This is a genomic window from Persicitalea jodogahamensis (assembly GCF_014651615.1).
GTDB classification, from domain to species: domain Bacteria; phylum Bacteroidota; class Bacteroidia; order Cytophagales; family Spirosomataceae; genus Persicitalea; species Persicitalea jodogahamensis.
On sequence record NZ_BMXF01000004.1, the window covers coordinates 570,122 to 588,077 of the forward strand.

Annotated in this window: 15 protein-coding genes; 6 read left to right on the plus strand and 9 right to left on the minus strand. The window is 45.6% G+C overall.

The features are described 5' to 3' along the window. Positions 1-106 precede the first annotated feature (106 nt). From IE117_RS20730 to IE117_RS20755, 6 genes are all read right to left on the minus strand, one after another. Positions 107-1,315, minus strand: coding sequence for an aspartate aminotransferase family protein (locus tag IE117_RS20730; RefSeq protein WP_189566699.1), 1,209 nt, complete (start codon positions 1,313-1,315; stop codon positions 107-109). 5 nt (positions 1,316-1,320) lie between these two features. After that, positions 1,321-2,514 (minus strand): hypothetical protein, encoded by a 1,194-nt coding sequence (locus IE117_RS20735; protein WP_189566701.1) that lies wholly within the window; start codon positions 2,512-2,514, stop codon positions 1,321-1,323. 25 nt (positions 2,515-2,539) lie between these two features. Next, positions 2,540-3,379 (minus strand): type 1 glutamine amidotransferase, encoded by an 840-nt coding sequence (locus IE117_RS20740; RefSeq protein WP_189566703.1) that lies wholly within the window; start codon positions 3,377-3,379, stop codon positions 2,540-2,542. A gap of 53 nt (positions 3,380-3,432) precedes the next feature. After that, positions 3,433-4,542 (minus strand): carboxylate-amine ligase, encoded by a 1,110-nt coding sequence (locus IE117_RS20745; RefSeq protein WP_189566705.1) that lies wholly within the window; start codon positions 4,540-4,542, stop codon positions 3,433-3,435. A gap of 103 nt (positions 4,543-4,645) precedes the next feature. Next, positions 4,646-5,728, minus strand: a complete 1,083-nt coding sequence (locus IE117_RS20750) for an ATP-grasp domain-containing protein (protein WP_189566707.1) — start codon at positions 5,726-5,728, stop codon at positions 4,646-4,648. Between the two features lie 166 nt (positions 5,729-5,894). Beyond that, positions 5,895-6,602: an esterase family protein gene (locus tag IE117_RS20755; protein WP_189566709.1), complete on the minus strand. Its 708-nt coding sequence runs from the start codon at positions 6,600-6,602 to the stop codon at positions 5,895-5,897. Between the two features lie 156 nt (positions 6,603-6,758). Between IE117_RS20755 and IE117_RS20760 the strand changes: the two genes are divergently transcribed. Both IE117_RS20760 and IE117_RS20765 read left to right on the plus strand, forming a co-directional pair. Next, positions 6,759-7,547, plus strand: coding sequence for an alpha/beta hydrolase (locus tag IE117_RS20760; RefSeq protein WP_189566711.1), 789 nt, complete (start codon positions 6,759-6,761; stop codon positions 7,545-7,547). 28 nt (positions 7,548-7,575) lie between these two features. After that, positions 7,576-9,306, plus strand: a complete 1,731-nt coding sequence (locus IE117_RS20765; protein ID WP_189566713.1) for an alpha/beta hydrolase — start codon at positions 7,576-7,578, stop codon at positions 9,304-9,306. A gap of 61 nt (positions 9,307-9,367) precedes the next feature. On the opposite strand, the gene IE117_RS20770 is transcribed toward IE117_RS20765, so the two are convergent. Further along, positions 9,368-10,387: an acyl-CoA reductase gene (locus tag IE117_RS20770; protein WP_189566715.1), complete on the minus strand. Its 1,020-nt coding sequence runs from the start codon at positions 10,385-10,387 to the stop codon at positions 9,368-9,370. 131 nt (positions 10,388-10,518) lie between these two features. On the opposite strand from IE117_RS20770, the gene IE117_RS20775 reads away from it, so the two are divergent. From IE117_RS20775 to IE117_RS20785, 3 genes are all read left to right on the plus strand, one after another. Continuing rightward, entirely contained in the window at positions 10,519-10,866 is a 348-nt protein-coding gene (locus tag IE117_RS20775) for a 4Fe-4S dicluster domain-containing protein (RefSeq protein WP_189566717.1), read from the plus strand. Between the two features lie 362 nt (positions 10,867-11,228). Beyond that, positions 11,229-12,467, plus strand: coding sequence for a porin (locus IE117_RS20780; RefSeq protein WP_189566719.1), 1,239 nt, complete (start codon positions 11,229-11,231; stop codon positions 12,465-12,467). 123 nt (positions 12,468-12,590) lie between these two features. Beyond that, entirely contained in the window at positions 12,591-13,919 is a 1,329-nt protein-coding gene (locus tag IE117_RS20785) for an ammonium transporter (protein ID WP_189566721.1), read from the plus strand. A 74-nt stretch (positions 13,920-13,993) separates the two neighbouring features. Here the strand turns inward: IE117_RS20785 and mtaB are convergent, their stop codons facing one another. Together mtaB and IE117_RS20795 are read right to left on the minus strand one after the other, a co-directional pair. Further along, positions 13,994-15,328, minus strand: coding sequence for a tRNA (N(6)-L-threonylcarbamoyladenosine(37)-C(2))-methylthiotransferase MtaB (gene mtaB / locus IE117_RS20790; protein ID WP_189566723.1), 1,335 nt, complete (start codon positions 15,326-15,328; stop codon positions 13,994-13,996). 47 nt (positions 15,329-15,375) lie between these two features. Continuing rightward, on the minus strand, positions 15,376-17,265 hold the full coding sequence (locus IE117_RS20795) for an LTA synthase family protein (protein WP_229581221.1): 1,890 nt from the start codon (positions 17,263-17,265) through the stop codon (positions 15,376-15,378). Positions 17,266-17,362: 97 nt separating this feature from the next. Here IE117_RS20795 and IE117_RS20800 point away from each other — a divergent pair, with 97 nt between their 5' ends. After that, positions 17,363-17,920 carry a hypothetical protein gene (locus tag IE117_RS20800; RefSeq protein WP_189566725.1) on the plus strand — a complete coding sequence of 186 codons (558 nt, stop codon included), beginning with the start codon at positions 17,363-17,365 and terminating at the stop codon, positions 17,918-17,920. Positions 17,921-17,956 lie beyond the last annotated feature (36 nt).

Sequence of the window (17,956 nt, forward strand, 5' to 3'; positions counted from 1 at the left end):
ATTGGGGCTTTTTTAGTGGCCACTGAATTGTGCGGGCGGTTCATTTCAACCGATTAGAAAGCTGAGTCGTTGGTATGCTGTCAGTAACTACCTGTAGCTGGTTGTTTTAGCCCAATTCCCCCATAATAATCCCGATTGCATCCTGAATCTCCTTTTCCGATATGGTTAGTGGCGGAGCAATACGCATGGAATTATCGCAGAATAAAAACCAGTCAGTTATCACCCCCGCCAGAATGCAACAGTCTATAACGGGTTTCAATACCTCAAAGGATTCCATCTCGGCGGCAAGCATGAGTCCCTGGCCGCGTACTTCTTTTATTTTAGGATGGATGAGCAGGGATTTAATCAGATTGCCCTTACTATTGGCTTCTTCTGCAAGATTGGCTGATTGTATAATCTGCAAGGTAGCAAGCGAAGCCGCGCAGCAAACCGGATGCCCACCGAAGGTAGTGATATGGCCAAGGATAGGGTTATTTTTGAAAACGGCCATTAATTGAGTTGGTGCCATGAAAGCACCAATCGGCATACCACCGCCCATGCCTTTTGCTGATAGCAGAATATCGGGGTACACTTCCACATGTTCGAAGGCCCAAAAAGTGCCCGTACGACCAAAACCCGTTTGAATTTCGTCAAAAATCAGGAGGGCTCCCACGTCTGAGCAGCGCTGGCGTAAAGCTGTAAAATACTCCGCGGGAGGAATTCTTACCCCTGATTCGCCCCCGATAACTTCAATTATCACCGCTGCGGTCCGGCAGGTGATCTGTTCCAAATCAGGTAGATGTCCATGCCTGATCTGTTTAATTCCGGGCAAGAGAGGGCGAAAGTTCCTCTTAAAAAATTCTGCGCCTGAAATACTCAACGCCCCCTGGGTGGCTCCATGATACGCGTTATAGCAGGAGATAAACTCGCTTCGACCAGTGAAACGTTTGGCTAGTTTCATGGCTCCTTCCACCGCTTCGGTACCAGAATTGGTGAAATAAACAGAGTCGATCAGTCCAAAAGGGGAGGGGGATTGACAAGGGATGTCAAGGGTTTTAACCAGCGCCTCTGCCAGCTTTACTTGCGGACTCTGCACAAATTCGCCATACACCATCAGGTGCATGTACTTGTCCAGTTGGTCGTGGATTGCCGACAGAATTTCAGGATGGCGGTGCCCCACATTACTTACGGCAATGCCTGAAATCAGATCAAAGTACCTTTGGCCATCCGGACCATACAGAAATACTCCTTCCGCACGCTCAATTTCGAGGGCAAGGGGAAAGTCGGAAGTCTGGGCGAGGTGGTCAAAGAATAGCTGCCGTTGGCTAAGGTGCATGGATGTTAGTTTTCGTAAAACGCTGCGCTTCCGCCTACCCAGGTAAAGTCTTTGTTAAAACGAACACCAATCATTTCGCCGCGACTCAGGCGGCTGAGGCTGGTCAGTAATTGAGGGCGTTTTGCGTCATCCGGCCAAATGTAAAGCATCCTGATTTCGCACTTTACAAGCCCATCAGGGGCCTGAACGACAGGCTCGTAGTTTACCTTTTTTTGTAAAATATAATTTTCCGGATCCGTTATTCCCACCAGTTCATCCCGCTTTACGTGCAGTTGAACCCCGGTTCCGGCAAAAGAAAAAAGAGGTTTGAGTACGTAGTTGTCCAAATCATCAGGAAAATTTCCCTGATAGTCACTCAGGAATTTAGTCTCGGGGACGTAAGGGCTACGAAACAATGGTAGGGTGTACTTACTGATTCGAAAGAACCAGTTGGGATGACCCACCCAGGTTACATCCACATCGTCGGTGAAGACATAATCACTTTTTAAGTTGGGAAAGTTTGTCAGGTCATCAAAAATCAGTCGGTTATATATACGTCTGACCTGAATTTTTTTACCGTCTTTTTCATAAAAAAGCTTTCGACCTTCTTTAATCAATTCCGTGTAACAGACAGCTTTGACGCCCAGCATCCGTTCAGTAACTGCAAAGTCAACCCTCGTTTTTTGCTGTTCTGGATATATTTCCAGAAGGATAACATTTTCAGGAGCTTCATTTCCGACAATCAATTCCCTCAGGGATTCCATGTACTCTTCGTAGGTACTTACTCCAAAGGCATAGTTAAAAGACTCAGGAATTGGAGCGTGAAATTTGAACAATTCCGATAAATAGGCTTGATAAGCCATGAGCGACGGGAAGCCCTGTAACTCTATCAACTGGGGCTCTAATTCGTCTTGATCGTTTTTACAAATGGCAAAGTCTATGGCAAGAAAGGAGGGGTGCTGATTCTCATTAGGTACCCGTTGTGCAGGTGGAATGGCACGGTCCGTATTATTTTTGAAGTCATCCGATGCCATAATATCGATAAAACTTTCACAGGCTTCAATTAACTTTTTTTTCAAGGAAAGCGGCACAAAAACCGGACTTTCTGCTACCCGAAAATCCAGTTCTCCAGGAAAATCTTTTTCGATGGAAGCTAAGAGATTTTGGTATAAATCTTCACTAAACGCCTCGTTATAAGTTCTCCGGGCGGCTTGTTGCATAAAACGGGAAGTTTAGGGGCGAATATTAAGCTGGCTGCAGTTCCAGCACACGCCGGGCAGCGATTTTTAGAAAATTGGGCAGAATAGTGTTTTCGGTCAGCAGGATTTTTTCGGGGTCGTTCAGATGGGCAATCATTTCAAAGTACCGCTCTTCACCATAATTTTTAATAATGACCTCTTTTTTTTCATCCTTTTGAAAATGACGTAACATGCCCTCGGCGTCCGCTTCGGGATGGAATTGAGTGCCAAAGATTTCGTTGGAGAAACGAATCGCCATGACGGCCCGCTCAAGAGGTACATGGGGACGAATTTTCTCCATACCCATAATTTTTGCTCCCATCTGTTCCAGAAGTAAAGTGTCGGGCTCAATAACCTGATAATCACGAGAGTCTACGGCCCAAAACGGGTCCTGCAGTCCTTCGAAAAAAGGCTCTCGCATGGCGAGCCGCGTTTTGTGAATCGGAAAAATTCCAAAAGAATTCTTCCGCCGCTTGCAGACATGACCAATTTCCCAATGGACACATGCCAGCTGAAATGAGTGACAGATGAGGAACAGGTGCTTTTTGGTACGTTTCTGCGGATTTCGATTGTATTTATAAATCGAATCGAGGAATTGAAAAAACTTTTTCTCCCAGGGCAAACCTTCTGGTTTTGGGCTTCCGGGGCCGCCCGAAGAAATGTAAATGTCAAAACTCAAATCAGGTACGACGTTATTCTGCCGTACGTCAAAAGTTTCGCACTCTATTCCCTGCGCCTCTTCAATGGCAAAATCGTTAACGAGTTTCTTTATACAGCGCATGCCTTCATTCTGGAAACCATTGTTCATGTCCAGAATGGCGATGCGTAGTTTTTTTAGTGGTGTCATATTGGTGTCGAATAATTTCGGCTCGGTAGTTGTATTTTTCTAATAACTACTAACTACACTACTCCGATCTTAGTTTCCTGTACGATGTAATCCACCACTGCGTTCATATCGCCACCAGATTTTTCGAAGACTGCCAATTGGCGATCGGCCCCGCTGCCGTTTTCCAGAATCCAGTGAACGTGTTCCACTTCTTTTCGACTTCCGAGTTCGTCTACCACGTCGTCGATAAATTCAAGTAGTTCACCCATTAGCTGACGGAACTCGACCTCTTCCTGAATCCCAAAATCAATAAGCTTACTTTCAATGCCAAATCGGGCAGCACGCCATTTGTTCTCGTTAATCAAATTCCGCCGATAGGGCCGAAAATTAAGATTTTGCCTTTGGAGCTTGTAAATCTTAACTACCAAAGCCTGGCAAATCGCTGCCAGACATATTGTTTCCTCAACCCGCATTGGAACATCACAAATCCTAAACTCGATGGTATTAAAGAACGGGTGCACCCGAATATCCCACCATATTTTTTTGGCGTTATCGATACATTTGGTTTTGATAAGCAGGTTGATGTACTCATCGTATTCACTGGCGCTGGCAAAAAAATCAGGAATACCGGTACGTGGGAATTTATCGAAAACTTTGGAGCGGTATGATTTAAAACCTGTGTTTCGGCCACACCAGAAAGGCGAATTGGTGGACAGGGCATAGATATGAGGCAAAAAATAACGCACTGCGTTCATGATCGCTATCCCTTCGTTCCGGTTGAGAATGCCCACATGAACATGGAGCCCAAATATAAGGTTACCCCGTGCCACGTCCCGCATTTCGTCGATCAGATCATCGTACCTGGGGTCATTTGTGATGAGCTGATCCACCCAGTCAGCAAAGGGGTGGGTTCCGGCTGCTGCCACATGCAAGTTCTGGGCTGCAGCCAGATCATGGATCATTTTGCGCAGATAGGTGACCTCCTCACGAGCCTCATGGATATCATGACAAATATTGGTGCCCACCTCCACCATAGCCTGGTGCATCTCTGCCTTAACCCGCTCTTTTAGAATTATTTTTCCATCCTCAACCAGCTTGGACATGTGTGAGCGCAAGTTTCGGGTAACAGGGTCAATCGTCTGGAATTCTTCCTCGATGCCGAGGGTGAACACGCGTTTTGTCATGCCGTCAGTTGGAAAATTGTGGATGTAAAACAGGTACTCAGCAAGAGGCGATCCCAAGAATAATGATTAATACATTCTTCCAAAAATCGCCTCTATTGATTAACTATTCCTGCGTTTCTTTATTCTTAGGAGACTTTGAGGCCTTAGTGGGAGCACCTTTCTTCGGCGTAGCCGCCTTTTTGGCAGGTGCTGCCTTTTTAATGGTAGGTTCAACCATCATGTCGGCCACCGGAATCTGGTTGGTAGCCGATTTGAGGAATGTTCCCCAAGTCAGATTATTCATGCCTTCCTTGTGATTTTGGGCGCGCTCGATCGCCATATTGGCGGCAGCTTCCACCACCCAATCGAAATTCTTCTGGCCTACGGAATGAATGTCAGCATCAGGAGCTGGATTGCAGAAGTCTATGGCGATGGGTATTCCATCACGAACTGCGAACTCAACCGTATTGAAGTCATAACCCAGCGCTTTGTTCAATCGCAACGTATAGTCGTGGATGACTTTCAGGAGTTTTTCTCCGGCTTCCCCCTTTGTATTCATTTCGGGGGTATAGCGCTCGTGAAATGGATTGCGCGGTTCGTAAGGCATGATGAGCACATCTTTCTGCCCGATGCAATAACAGCGGAAATAGTCGTCGAACTCTATTTCTTCCTGCAGCATCATTACCAGTTGGCCTGTTTCCCCATGTTTGTGCCACAAATCCTCTGGGTTGTAAACTTTATAGACACTTTTCCAGCCACCGCCGGAGTGAGGCTTCATGTAAGCTGGAAATCCGATATACTCAAACATCTTCTGCCATGCTAAAGGTGATTTCAGATTGCGAAATGAAACATCATGGGTGTCGGTAGGGCGCTCGTGCGACGGTAAGAGTACCGTCTTGGGAACGGGCACCCCGATTTTTTCGGCAAGGCAGTTGTTAAAAAACTTCTCATCGGCGCTCCACCAAAAAGGGTTGTTAATGACGGCGGTGCCACACAGCGCAGCATTTTTGAGGTATGCTTTATAAAACGGCACATCTTGTGAAATCCGGTCAATTATCACCGCGTATTCGGTTGGGTCCGCCTGCTTAACCTGTTCAATAGAAACGCCTTCGGCCCGGATGCCTTCGATATTTTTCTCGTTAATGCGGTTTACAAAGGCATGGGGAAAAGTGTTTTCCATACCATAAAGAATGCCGATTTTTTTCATTGGTTTATTTTCGGTTGGTAGACGAATTTAACAGTTGATTTTCAGGAATTCCAGATAGGAATTGTCATTGGAAGGATTTCTGAAAAATGACTTGACCCAAGATATGGTTTTTTGAAATAATTATTTACGGATCGAACTCCCTATTTTTTTTGTTCGGATGAAGACGCTAAATCATTTTCGACAAATAATCCGGGAACATCCGGTGCCATAAGGGCCAGTCATGAAGTTCCCAGCCACGAATATCGGACCAATGGTTGATCCCCTTATTGTTGAGAATCCGGGTCATGGTTAGATTGGCGTTCAAACAGATATCCCATTCGGAAGATCCCAGAACGATCTTCATGTGATTATAGCGCCAGCCCTCTTCATTGGGAACAAAGTCCACCGGATTATTGAAATATACGTTGTCGTCATAGTACCCTCCCAGGAATGAGCGGATGTCGAACGCCCCACTCATCGAAATAAGGTATGCAACCAGATCAGGATGACGAAAAGCAAAATTGAAAGCATGGTAACCGCCGAAACTACACCCGGCTACGCCAATTTTATCCACACTGCATTCCCGCTGAATGTATGGGACGAGTTCATTTGCCAAAAACTTATCGTATTGTATATGGTTAAGCACTTTTTGGGCGGGAGTGAGATGTCTTCCATACCAGGATTCCTTATCTATACTATCAATACAATAAATTTTGTATTTCCCGGACTCCACCAAGCCGCGCACCGACTCGATGAGGCCCATATCCTTGGCCTGATAATAGCTGCCCAGCGTTGTCGGAAATATCAGAATGGGATAGCCCCAGTTCCCAAAGACCAGCATATCAATTGAGTGGCCCAGATGATGGGAATAATAGCTAATATGGTTTTCTTGCAAGATGTTTTTGGATTTCGTAGAGGCCTTTGGGCCATTTAGCCAAATATTGTTGCAAATCTAATCATTGTTTATAAAATTAACCGTGTTGGTCACATTCTAACACCCCCAACTCTGCTTGTGAATTATATCCCTCCTGAAGAAATAAGCCCGTCAGAAATGCCTGTTTCTACGGAATTGAAACTGCATTCGGCACATCTGAAGCGAATGGTCAAACTGACCTTTCTGCATCCTCATACGTTATCGGCCAAATTCCCGCTCAAGGTATTATTGGTTTTTGACGGCCAGGATTTTCCGGCACTGCGCATCGGGAAGGCAATCAGTGACTATGGATTAAATCAAGCAGGAAACTACATGCTAGTGGTGGGAATTCACGCCAATAAGAATCGGATTTACGAATACGGCACTGCCTCTCAGCCAGACTATGCCTACCGTGGAAACAAAGCTGCCAACACTACTCAGTTTGTGATGGATGAATTGATACCTTACTTAAAGACCAATTTTTCTCTTTCAGAAAATCGCTCGGACTGGACAATCACCGGCTTTTCGCTGAGTGGATTAATGGCGCTCGATATCGCCTGGCACCATGCAGAGATTTTTTCACGGGTTGGAGTTTTCTCAGGCTCTTTTTGGTGGAGGCAGCGCGCCCTTGATGACGATTACGACGAAAGTGACCGGATTATGCACAACATCATTCGCTTCACACCCGGGCAACCACCCCTGCGGTTTTGGTTCCAGACAGGCACCCACGATGAAGAATCAGACCGGGACAATGACGGCATCATTGATTCCATTGACGATACGCTTGACCTGATTGCGGAATTAGAGCGAAAAGGGTACTTGTGGGGAAGAGACGTCGTCTATGAAGAAGTCGAAGCAGGAGAGCATCACCCCAATACCTGGGCAAAGATATTTCCGAAATTTTTGCAGTGGGCTACCATTCATTAACTACCTTTTTACCCTAATCCTCTTCTTTATGAAAAAAATAGGTCTATATCTTTTCTTCTCTGGCTTGTTTAGTTCGGCTGCATTAGGGCAAAGCGTGGGTCGATTTGAAATCGATATGCCGACTTTTGCCAAAACCGCTACGCTTGATGGCAGACTTCTGCTTTTCTTTTCCACGGAGGAAGGCACAGAACCCCGGTACCAGATCAGCGACGAGGTAGACTCTCAGCAAATGTTTGGTATGGATGTGGAGGGCGTACGGCCGGGTCAGAGCGTCTGGTTCGATATGAAGGCAGCAGGCTACCCGGCAGTGTCGTTTGCCGGGTTGCCTGCCGGCGATTATTATGTTCAGGTACTTTTACACAAATACGAGACATTCAAGCGCAGCGATGGCAAGATCGTCAAACTACCCATGGATCGTGGGGAAGGACAAAACTGGCGCACCGCTCCCGGAAATCACTACTCGAAACCGATTAAAATTCGGTTTGATCCGAAATCTGGTAAATCAATCAAGCTCAAACTGGATCAGGTAAATCCTGAACTCGGCGACCCGGCGAAGAAACAGACCAAATACATCAAGTACATAAAAATCAAATCAGAAAAACTCAGCAAGTTTTGGGGGCGCGACATGCACCTTGCAGCCTGGGTCCTTCTCCCGGAAGGTTTTGATGAGCATCCGGAGGCAAAATATCCACTTTGCCTTTTCCACGGCCACTTCCCCGATCAATTCGGTGGTTTCAGCGAAACGCCTCCGCCAGCCGATATCGACACCACGTCTTTCTCGGCCCGTTTTGGAATTTACGGCTATAACAGGATTGTGGCCCAGGAAGCTTACGATATGTACAAAAAATGGACAAGTCCGGATTTTCCCCGTTATCTGGTCGTGGAGATTCAGCATGCCAATCCATTTTACGATGATTCGTATGCGGTAAACTCCGCCAACATTGGTCCTTACGGCGATGCAATCATGTATGAACTGCTTCCTGAAATAGAGCGGCAGTTTCGGGGCATCGGGGAGGGCTGGGCGCGGTTTACCTATGGCGGCTCCACAGGTGGTTGGGAAGCCTTGGCCGCGCAGGTTTTCTACCCCGACGAGTTCAACGGTTGTTTTGCCGCTTGCCCCGACCCAATCACCTTCGAAGCTTATACCATGGTCAACCTGTATATGGATAAGAATGCTTACTATTGGGATGGCCCGTTCAAAAAAACGCCGCGCCCGGGCAAAAGAAACTACCTGGGCGAGATGCTATGTACCCTTGAAGATATGAACCGGAGGGAGGCCGTGTTAGGAAGTAAAGGCCGCTCGGGGGACCAGTGGGATATCTGGCAGGCCGTATACTCGCCCGTTGGTGATGACGGCTACCCAAAACCAATATGGAATAAGGAAACCGGGGTCATCGACCCAGGCGTGGCGCAGTATTGGAAAGAAAACTACGACCTCATGCACATTATGAAGCGGGATTGGAAAACACTCGGGCCAAAGCTTACCGGTAAAATTCACATTTACTGCGGCGACATGGATAACTACTACCTTAATAATGCGGTGTATCTCATGGAAGATTTTCTAAAAGGTACTCGCTCACCTAATTATTACGGGGAGGTAGCCTACGGTGACCGTGCCGAACATTGCTGGAACGGTGACCCCACCCAGCCCAACTATATTTCCAGGCTGCGGTACAATACCATGTATTTGCCCAAAATCCTCAAACGCATCGAAACCTCCGCTCCGGTGGGGGCAGACTTAACAAGCTGGCGCTATTAATTGATTGGCAGTGAGAACCACCGGGCAAAGCGAGAAGCACTATAATAATCTTTTCTTTCTTTTATAATGAAGAGAGAAAAGCCATCGTATCGACCCCGTCCGCATACTCTTTTAGCCCGGGTGACTGGGCCTTGCCAAACGGTACGGCGCCGGGAACCTTTGTTGGGTCGGCTACCACACACTGAATTTTTTCAGTATGATTTTCGAGCAGAGTGTTTAAATGAGATATATCCTCGTAATTCTCATAGTACACGACGCTCAGAGGTGATACCATGGCTTCACTTTCGGTAAACATCACAAACCCATTGTCAAAATGAGGCGTTTGGTTTACCAGCAGGATAGATCGGTTGTACTCATAATTGTTGAAGTACTTGTGATGATTGGCATAAAATGCGCGTTTTTCCTCAATGACCTCATACAACTTGGAAAAATCGTATCCTTTTGGAACATATAGTTTGGACACGTTCCGGCACCCCAACCCAAAATACCTGAATATATCTTCACTAAGCCCGGATAACTCTTCCGGCGATTCGTCGCCATCCAGCACGGCTACTGCAGTCCGGTTCTTGCGAACGATATTGGGTTTTTGAGCAAAGTAGTATTCAAAATAGCGGGCAGTGTTGTCGCTTCCAGTCGCAATGTAAGCATCAGCCTCGTTTATTCTTTCTACAATCTGAATCGCATTTTTAAACTCTGGCTCCAGCTTTTTAAGAGTTTCGAGTAAAAAGAACATGAGCGGTGTATCGTCCTTGCTCAACTTGGCCAGAAGGCTGTGTCCACTCAATAGTACGCACAGCGCATCATGAAAGCCAACCGCGGGTACGTTGCCTGCCATTACTACCCCGATTTTTTTGGGATTTGTGACCTGCTCATACTGGTTTAGAAATGAATTGAGTTTTCCTTCATCGAGGTAGTTTGAGGCAATTCTCTCAATAGAAAAAAGGGTATTTTCAGGAACGAACCAGCCGTTTCTGGCTCGCGCCATTTGCGCGACTTCCTTTATCTCTATCGAATTTGTAGGGTTTAGTAGATATTCACCTAAATGTGCAAATGCTTTTATTCGGGTATTTCTATCAATCATTCTAATTATTATCTGGAAAGTTCAATGTACTATGAATTTTAATGATAATCTAATGGGAAGGAAACTAAAAATAATTATATTTGTTGGTCCCAATAAGTGAAGGTCGAACAAATATAAACAATCCGACGAGCATGGCTATAATGATCACCGATGAATGCATTAACTGCGGTGCCTGCGAACCCGAATGCCCCAACACAGCGATTTACGAAGGCGGTGTTGAGTGGGCTTGGGGCGATGGCACAAGCCTCGAAGAAGTCGATTTCGGCGATGGCACAGTAGTTAGCGGCAAAGAAAAACAAATCCCCGTATCAGACGAATTCTACTATATAGTTTCTGACAAGTGTACCGAGTGTATGGGTTTTCACGAAGAACCACAATGTGCTGCGGTTTGTCCCGTAGATTGTTGCGTACCTGATCCGGAACATGAGGAAGAAGAGGATACGCTTTTGGCTAAGAAAGCCTGGATGCACGACGAATAGACTAATTGATATTTTTTCAAAAAAGGCTCATGGACTCCATGGGCTTTTTTTTTGTGCCTGTAGCACTCTCCCTTTGCGGGTATTGACTATGAAATTTTTTATAATATAACTATGGTTAGATAAATTTGCACTATTATACATTATTTGGCAAATATGTTGTTTTGCCAAATAAAATGGATTAATAAATTAAAATAATAACTCGTATTGAATATTAGGAAAGCAACGAAATATTATACTTTTCTATGAATTTTACAATTATTATATAAATCAATCACGGATTTAGTTTGATCTTATTCTTAAATAGTCAATATTTGCCATATGAAGATATAGTAGTCCTCCAAACAACCAAACAAAAGGAAATTATGAAGAAAGTGTATTTAACAGTATTATCTGCCATCATCCCGTTTTTGGGTTTTGCCAAGGGAGACGGTCCCGGAGAGGTTGACAAAAAGAAACCTCAAACCGAAGATGTCAAAAAGACAACCGAGGTTAAGGCTGATGACGACTCTAAAAGTCCCTTCACTTTTTCTGGCTACCTGGATTCCTACTACATTGGTAATCTCAATCGTCCGCAATCGCGGTCTAATTCTGGCGTGGCGAATGCCCGTGCTTTCGATGTCACCTCCGGCCAGTTTCAGCTTGGTCTTGTCCAAACCAAAATGACGTATGCCAATGACAAATCGGAGGCGGTAGTTGACCTTACCTTTGGTCCTAATGCTGACCTTGGGAACTACGGCAACCTGGTGAGCGTACTTGACCCCAGCTACACCGGTATGGCCCTGGCGATTAAACAAGCCTATTTTACCTATAACTTCTCTGACAAATTCTCTATGACCGCCGGGCAGTTCGGCACGCACATAGGGTATGAGGTGATTGATGCTCCTGTTAACTTCAACTACTCGCTTTCCAATCTCTTCAACAACGGTCCTTTTTACCATACCGGCGTGAAGGCCACCTACGCATTTTCTGATCGTGCTTCTTTAATGATGGGGCTCGTGAACAATGTGGATGGCCTGGGTGATAACAACCGTCAGAAAGGATTCATCAGCCAGTTGTATTTCTCACCCGTTGAGAACTGGGGAGTGTACCTTAACTACATGGGCAGCAACGAGGCATCTGTGGACGTGCCTTCGGTACCACAGGATAAGGCATTCTACAGCATTTTTGACCTGACGACCAGCTATCAGATCACAGAAAGATTCCTTCTAGGATTGAATGCTGCCTATGGTTCTCAAAAGGGGGATTTTCAAGGAGGTGGCGGTCCATCTGAGGCTCAGACCTGGGGTGGTGCAGCCGTGTATGCTAACGTAGCTCTGACGGATGTATTTGGAATTGGTGCACGTTACGAAAATTTCAACAACACCAATGGACCACGCGGGCTGGTAAACAGCAATGGCGTAGGAACTAAGGTGAACTCTTTCACTCTTACGGGCAACTTCACACTGGCCAATGGTCACGTACTTTTGAAGCCTGAAGTTCGCATCGATAGCTACCCGAAATTGGGAGGCTCGGGTGAAACCCAGCAGTTTGAGGACGAGAACGGTAACTTCACCAACAATAGCCAAACTACTTTGGGAATGGCCTTTATTTATTCTTTCTGATGACAAACTGATTCAGAATTGACATTTTGCCAAAGCCAGCTCTGAAAATTCAGAGCTGGCTTTGGCAAAAAGAAACTTCGCATAACCTTTAAATTCTACTATCTAATAAAAACAAAAAGCCGCATGCAAAAACCAAACTACGTCCCACTTCTGATCCTATTGGCGATCAGCCTATTGGCGGTCTTTATGCCCGCCGTTCCCTCAACGATCATAACTGAAGGTCTCGACTCGGGCGACATTGCCTGGATGCTAGTTGCCTCAGCAATGGTACTGCTTATGACCCCCGGCCTGGCCTATTTCTACGGCGGGATGGTCAACAATAAAAATGTGATATCCACAATGCTGCAAAGCTTCATCGCAATGGGAGTGATCAGTATCCTTTGGGTAGTTGTAGGATTTAGCCTTGCATTTGGAGATTCAATAGGAGGGGTGATCGGCAATCCTGCCACCTTTTTCATGTTCAGTGGCGTTTTGGAAAGCTCTCCCTGGTCCTTAGCACCTACCATTCCGTTGGCCCTGTTTGCGTTCTTTCAATTAAAATTCGCCGTAATTACCCCGGCCCTGGTAACGGGCTCTATGGCTGAACGCGTCAATTTCCGGTCTTACGTACTTTTCATTGTGTTGTTCAGCATTTTCGTCTACGCCCCACTTGCGCACTGGACCTGGCACCCGGATGGTTTATTGTTCAACATGGGAGTTCTTGATTTTGCCGGTGGCACCGTAGTTCACATGTCGGCGGGTTGGGCCGCTTTGGCAGGTGCGCTATATCTGAAGCGCCGGAAGTCACATGTCGAAGCAAGCGTGCTACCTCCCGCGAATATTCCGTTTGTGCTGTTAGGTACGGGTTTGCTATGGTTCGGTTGGTTCGGGTTCAACGCCGGATCGGCAGTAAGTGCTTCTGCTTTGGCGGTATCGGCCTTTGCAACTACCAACACCGCCGCTGGTGCAGCGGGAATTGCCTGGATATTGTTTGACGTAGCACGAGGCAAGAAGGTTTCTGCCCTTGGCTTCTGTATCGGAGCAGTAGTAGGTCTGGTGGCAATTACACCTGCCGCAGGCTTTGTTACGATTCCGGTCTCAATATTTGTAGGTGTAGTGGCCGCAATGACTAGCAACTACATTGCCCACCTTCGTACAAAATCTACCCTTGATGATACGCTGGACGTATTCCCCTGCCATGGAGTTGGCGGAATGGTCGGAATGATTATGACTGGCATTTTTGCCAACAGCGGAGTGAATAGCGGGGTGGTAGATCAGGGACTGGCCTACGGCGAGACAACTTTGTTCATCAACCATATGATCGCATTGGTAATGGTATCTGCCTTCGCATTCGGGATGTCATTTGCCTTGATGAAAATTACGGATCTAATCTTGCCGCTACGCGTTTCGGAAGAGGATGAGCGCGTTGGTTTGGACATCAGCCAGCACGACGAATTTTTGGTTGAAGCCTAAAATTTCAAAGTACCCCATAAAAAAAGCCACAGAGTCTAGTCTGTGGCTTTTTTTATGGGGTACTTTAAACATGCTTATTGAGGCAATACGCCCAACGATTCATCAACTTCGTAAATTTCCACGACCCCATCTCCATCAATTTCTGATAAAAAAACCTCCTTCGTTTCGTTTATTAATAGCGGATCGTATCGTGCGACAGTACGCACGTAGTTTTCGGTAAAGCCCAGCATCTTGCCATCCTGAACATCGTCTTCAAACAGAACCGTGTGAACTTTGCCCAGCTGCGATTCGTAAAAGGCTCGTTTTTTCTTCTCCGAGAGACTGTGCAGCATTCGCGATCGTTCGGCACGTTCTTTCTTGGGAACTACCGGGCGAATTTTGAGCGCATCGGTGTTTGGTCTTTCGGAGTAGGTAAAAACGTGGAGGTAAGATATGTCAAGCGAATTCAAAAACTCAAATGTTGCCAGAAATTCTTCGTGGGTTTCACCCGGATGCCCAACTATTACGTCCACACCGATGCAACAGTCGGGGAGTAATGATTTGATTTTCTCGACACGCTCCTGGTATAGTTCCCGGCGGTACCTGCGGCGCATGAGGCTGAGGACACTGTTGGAGCCTGATTGGAGTGGAATATGAAAGTGAGGGACAAAGCGACGCGATCGGGCCACAAACTCAATGATTTCGTCCGTCAAAAGGTTAGGCTCGATGGAAGAAATCCGAAAGCGATCAATTCCTTCTATTTGGTCCAATTCTTTGATTAAAGCCAAGAAATTCGTTTGCCTTTTGCCATTCTGAATTCCGAAATCTCCAATGTTGACTCCGGTAAGGACGATCTCCTTCACTCCATTGGCAGCTATTTCTTTCGCGGCATTCACTACATTATGAATACTATCCGACCGGCTTTTCCCCCGGGCCAACGGAATTGTGCAATAGGTGCATGGGTAGTCGCAGCCGTCCTGCACTTTTAAAAATGTACGGGTTCTGTCATTCAAAGAAAAGGACGTGTGATAATCTATGGCGTCCTCGATCGGAGAGGCAAAAACTCTGGCTTGCTGACCCGCCGGAACTTTATGGAACGTGTCCAGCAGCTCCACCAAGCGAAATTTTTCGGAGGCCCCCAAAACAGCATCGACACCGGGAATTTCAGAAATTTCTTGGGGTTTAAGCTGAGCATAACAACCAATAATCGCCACAAAGCCATCAGGGTTAATCTGCTGCGCTTCCCGGACAATTTTACGGCATTTCTTATCAGCGTTGTCAGTGACGGAGCAAGTATTAATGATGAAAATATCAGGATTTTGATTGAACTCAACCTTCTTATACCCCTGCTGCTCAAACATGCGGGAGATCGAGGAGGTCTCTGAATAATTTAGCTTGCAACCTAATGTGTAAAACGCTACTCGTTTCATTTCCAGTAGTTTTCTTTCGACTTTTCTGTAAAGGTATTGATGGTTTGCTAACGCTTCAAATAATCACCAAACGAGTTTTGGAGATAGGCCTGACCCAGCTCGATATCAGTGTAGGCTGGGCTGCCAATACTTTCAATCATCATTTTTCCGACATTGTCGTAGACCAGGCTTCTTTTTGAGCCTATAAAACCAAATCCATTATTAAAGGAAAAATAGGCAAAGGGAGTTCGGGTATCATTAAATAAGTCAACACCAAACTGGTAATCCTTAGTATCATTTCCAAGTTGAGCCAGCAATGTATTTGCCAGGTCGGTTTGCGATGCAACCTTGGTATAACGGAAACCACCATGTTTTAAAGCACCTCCGAGCCACAGCATTGGAATATGAAACTCACTGATTCTGCTGGTATTCAATCGGGGGAGTGGATGCCCATGGTCGGCAATAATAATTACAAGACTGTTATTCCACCATTTTCTGCGCTTCGCCGCAGTGATGAAGTTGAATAAACTTTCGTCGGTATACTGGTGGGAATTCAAAAACTTTTGTTCACTATTGTTTCCCGGTATAGCTGTCTTTACAGGAACCTCGTAGGGCTCATGACTGCTTAAAGTGAAAATAGTGCTGAAAAATGGAGATTTCTCTTTTTCAAGATCTTTTAAAAGGCGATCGAAAACTACATGATCATGCGCTCCCCATTTTGAATTCATTTGCTTCGGTGTGAAGCTGTACTTGTCGACAATTCTATCAAATCCCTGTTGCAGTAAATATGATTTCATATTGGCAAACTCAGTTTCACCGCCATAATAAAAGGAGGTGTGGTAATTATTTGCCTTAAATGACTTGGGTAATGAGGGCAAAGAAATTGTTTTCCTGGGGTACTTTATAATTGAAGTAATAGGCTGGGAGGGGTAGCCACTCAAGATAGCCACAAGTCCTTTATCACTGCGGTCGCCACTCGCGTACAGGTTTGTAAATAGAATGCCTTCTTCCGAAAGTTTGGTGAGATTTGGGGTGATGCCGGACAGCCCACCCAGTGGTGCAACTACCTTGGCAGTTAAGCTTTCCCAGATAATCAGGACTACATTAGTGGCAGAATCTGCTTTTAAATGCTGAGTAAATAAAGTACCCGTAGGCAGCATTCGATTTGTCAATGAGTCCGCTTTGGCTTGACTCATTGTGGCGAAAGGATTGGTAGTACTTCCCGTGTTATGCACTACCGAACTGAAAAAATTCCACGGAGCATTGACAGCCAGCTGATTGGCAAAGTGGTCATGGGAATAATACACCATGCTCTGATTCATGGGAGCCGTGTGCCATCCTCCCCGAATAGGAATAATCAGCAGCCCTGTCAGCAATGAAAATGAAAGCAGGATGGCAAAGGGATTTGCTCTTTCAAATTTCCGAAGAGAAAATTGATTCGCTTTTATAAAAACCCAAAACAGAGCTGTGACCAGAAAGACAAAAAGTAGGAACAAGAATAGGAGAGGAGACGCGCTGGCGGATGCATATGCTTCCGAAGGCTGTGTCAAGTAATGCAAGGGTGTCGTATCAAGCCGAAATTTCCAGGCTTGGAAAACGGGAAGGTCAGCAACTACGATAAGGGTGACAAAAAATATAACGATTGTATGATAAACGGTCAGAAACCTAAAGTACCAAAGCCACTTGTCGTAGGTGAACATGATTAAAATGCTGGGAAGTACCATGAGATAGGCTGCCATAGAGGCATCCATGATAAGCCCATGCCACGCTGACTCCATCAGAAATGGTAGAGGATGATAGCCAGCGGTAAATCCTTGATAGACAAAAAATAGAATCCTCGACAATTGAAAATATGCAATCCATAACATGGCATTCACAGCCAGGGCTACTACTCTGTTCTTCATTTTTACCGGAGGGTTTGCGGCAAATTTCGGACATGTTGCGATAATTTGGCGCAATTTTATTAGGAATGGTAGCTTTCCTTTTCCCAAATACATCGTATTTTTGGCACATCTTGTTCTACAAAAAACATCTGGTAAACAATTAACTACGATTATGAACCCCGGTTTCGATCCCGAAGAGATTGCTCAGTTAAAACGAGAATGTAAAGCCGAAGGCACAAACTTCATATATGTGGAGGATGGATTCGAGGAAGATGAAGAAGAAAATAATGAACATGCTCATGTTCAGTTTATTGGCTACCACAACAATCGCGAAGTAATCTACGACGCGCTGATCTACACCCTTCGCCTTCACCATGCGACCAAAGTGTATGATTTAGCCCTGGAGCGGGTTCAAAAGCAACTACCCGGCTATGTGTCGCCTGATGAGCGCAGCATCGATGCACCTGAAGATCCGGAAAAAGACGAAGAGGCTGAATTGCTCCTGACGGAACATATTGAGGAGATTGAGGAAGATGAAGAAATTAAGGTTTCTGAGCACGTGGAGACAGATACCGATTTTGAGTATGGGATAGGGTTAGAAGTCGGACTGAATCGTGAAGAAATTACCGAAAAAGTAATAGACGATTTTATCGCGCATTTTAATGCCGATCGCTTGAAGTTGGATAAAAATGTGTACTCTTTCCGAAGCAGTGAGGAGGATGATTATTGAGAAGTAAATGATCTCAATATGCGTCGTGAAATTTTT

Bases quoted from the DNA above. Each gene is read 5' to 3' on its own strand.
- IE117_RS20730 (WP_189566699.1), bottom strand. From the start codon at position 1,315: ATGCACCTTAGCCAACGGCAGCTATTCTTTGACCACCTCGCCCAGACT.
- IE117_RS20735 (WP_189566701.1), bottom strand. From the start codon at position 2,514: ATGCAACAAGCCGCCCGGAGAACTTATAACGAGGCGTTTAGTGAAGAT.
- IE117_RS20740 (WP_189566703.1), bottom strand. From the start codon at position 3,379: ATGACACCACTAAAAAAACTACGCATCGCCATTCTGGACATGAACAAT.
- IE117_RS20745 (WP_189566705.1), bottom strand. From the start codon at position 4,542: ATGACAAAACGCGTGTTCACCCTCGGCATCGAGGAAGAATTCCAGACG.
- IE117_RS20750 (WP_189566707.1), bottom strand. From the start codon at position 5,728: ATGAAAAAAATCGGCATTCTTTATGGTATGGAAAACACTTTTCCCCAT.
- IE117_RS20760 (WP_189566711.1), top strand. From the start codon at position 6,759: ATGCCTGTTTCTACGGAATTGAAACTGCATTCGGCACATCTGAAGCGA.
- IE117_RS20765 (WP_189566713.1), top strand. From the start codon at position 7,576: ATGAAAAAAATAGGTCTATATCTTTTCTTCTCTGGCTTGTTTAGTTCG.
- IE117_RS20770 (WP_189566715.1), bottom strand. From the start codon at position 10,387: ATGATTGATAGAAATACCCGAATAAAAGCATTTGCACATTTAGGTGAA.
- IE117_RS20775 (WP_189566717.1), top strand. From the start codon at position 10,519: ATGGCTATAATGATCACCGATGAATGCATTAACTGCGGTGCCTGCGAA.
- IE117_RS20780 (WP_189566719.1), top strand. From the start codon at position 11,229: ATGAAGAAAGTGTATTTAACAGTATTATCTGCCATCATCCCGTTTTTG.
- IE117_RS20785 (WP_189566721.1), top strand. From the start codon at position 12,591: ATGCAAAAACCAAACTACGTCCCACTTCTGATCCTATTGGCGATCAGC.
- mtaB (WP_189566723.1), bottom strand. From the start codon at position 15,328: ATGAAACGAGTAGCGTTTTACACATTAGGTTGCAAGCTAAATTATTCA.
- IE117_RS20800 (WP_189566725.1), top strand. From the start codon at position 17,363: ATGAACCCCGGTTTCGATCCCGAAGAGATTGCTCAGTTAAAACGAGAA.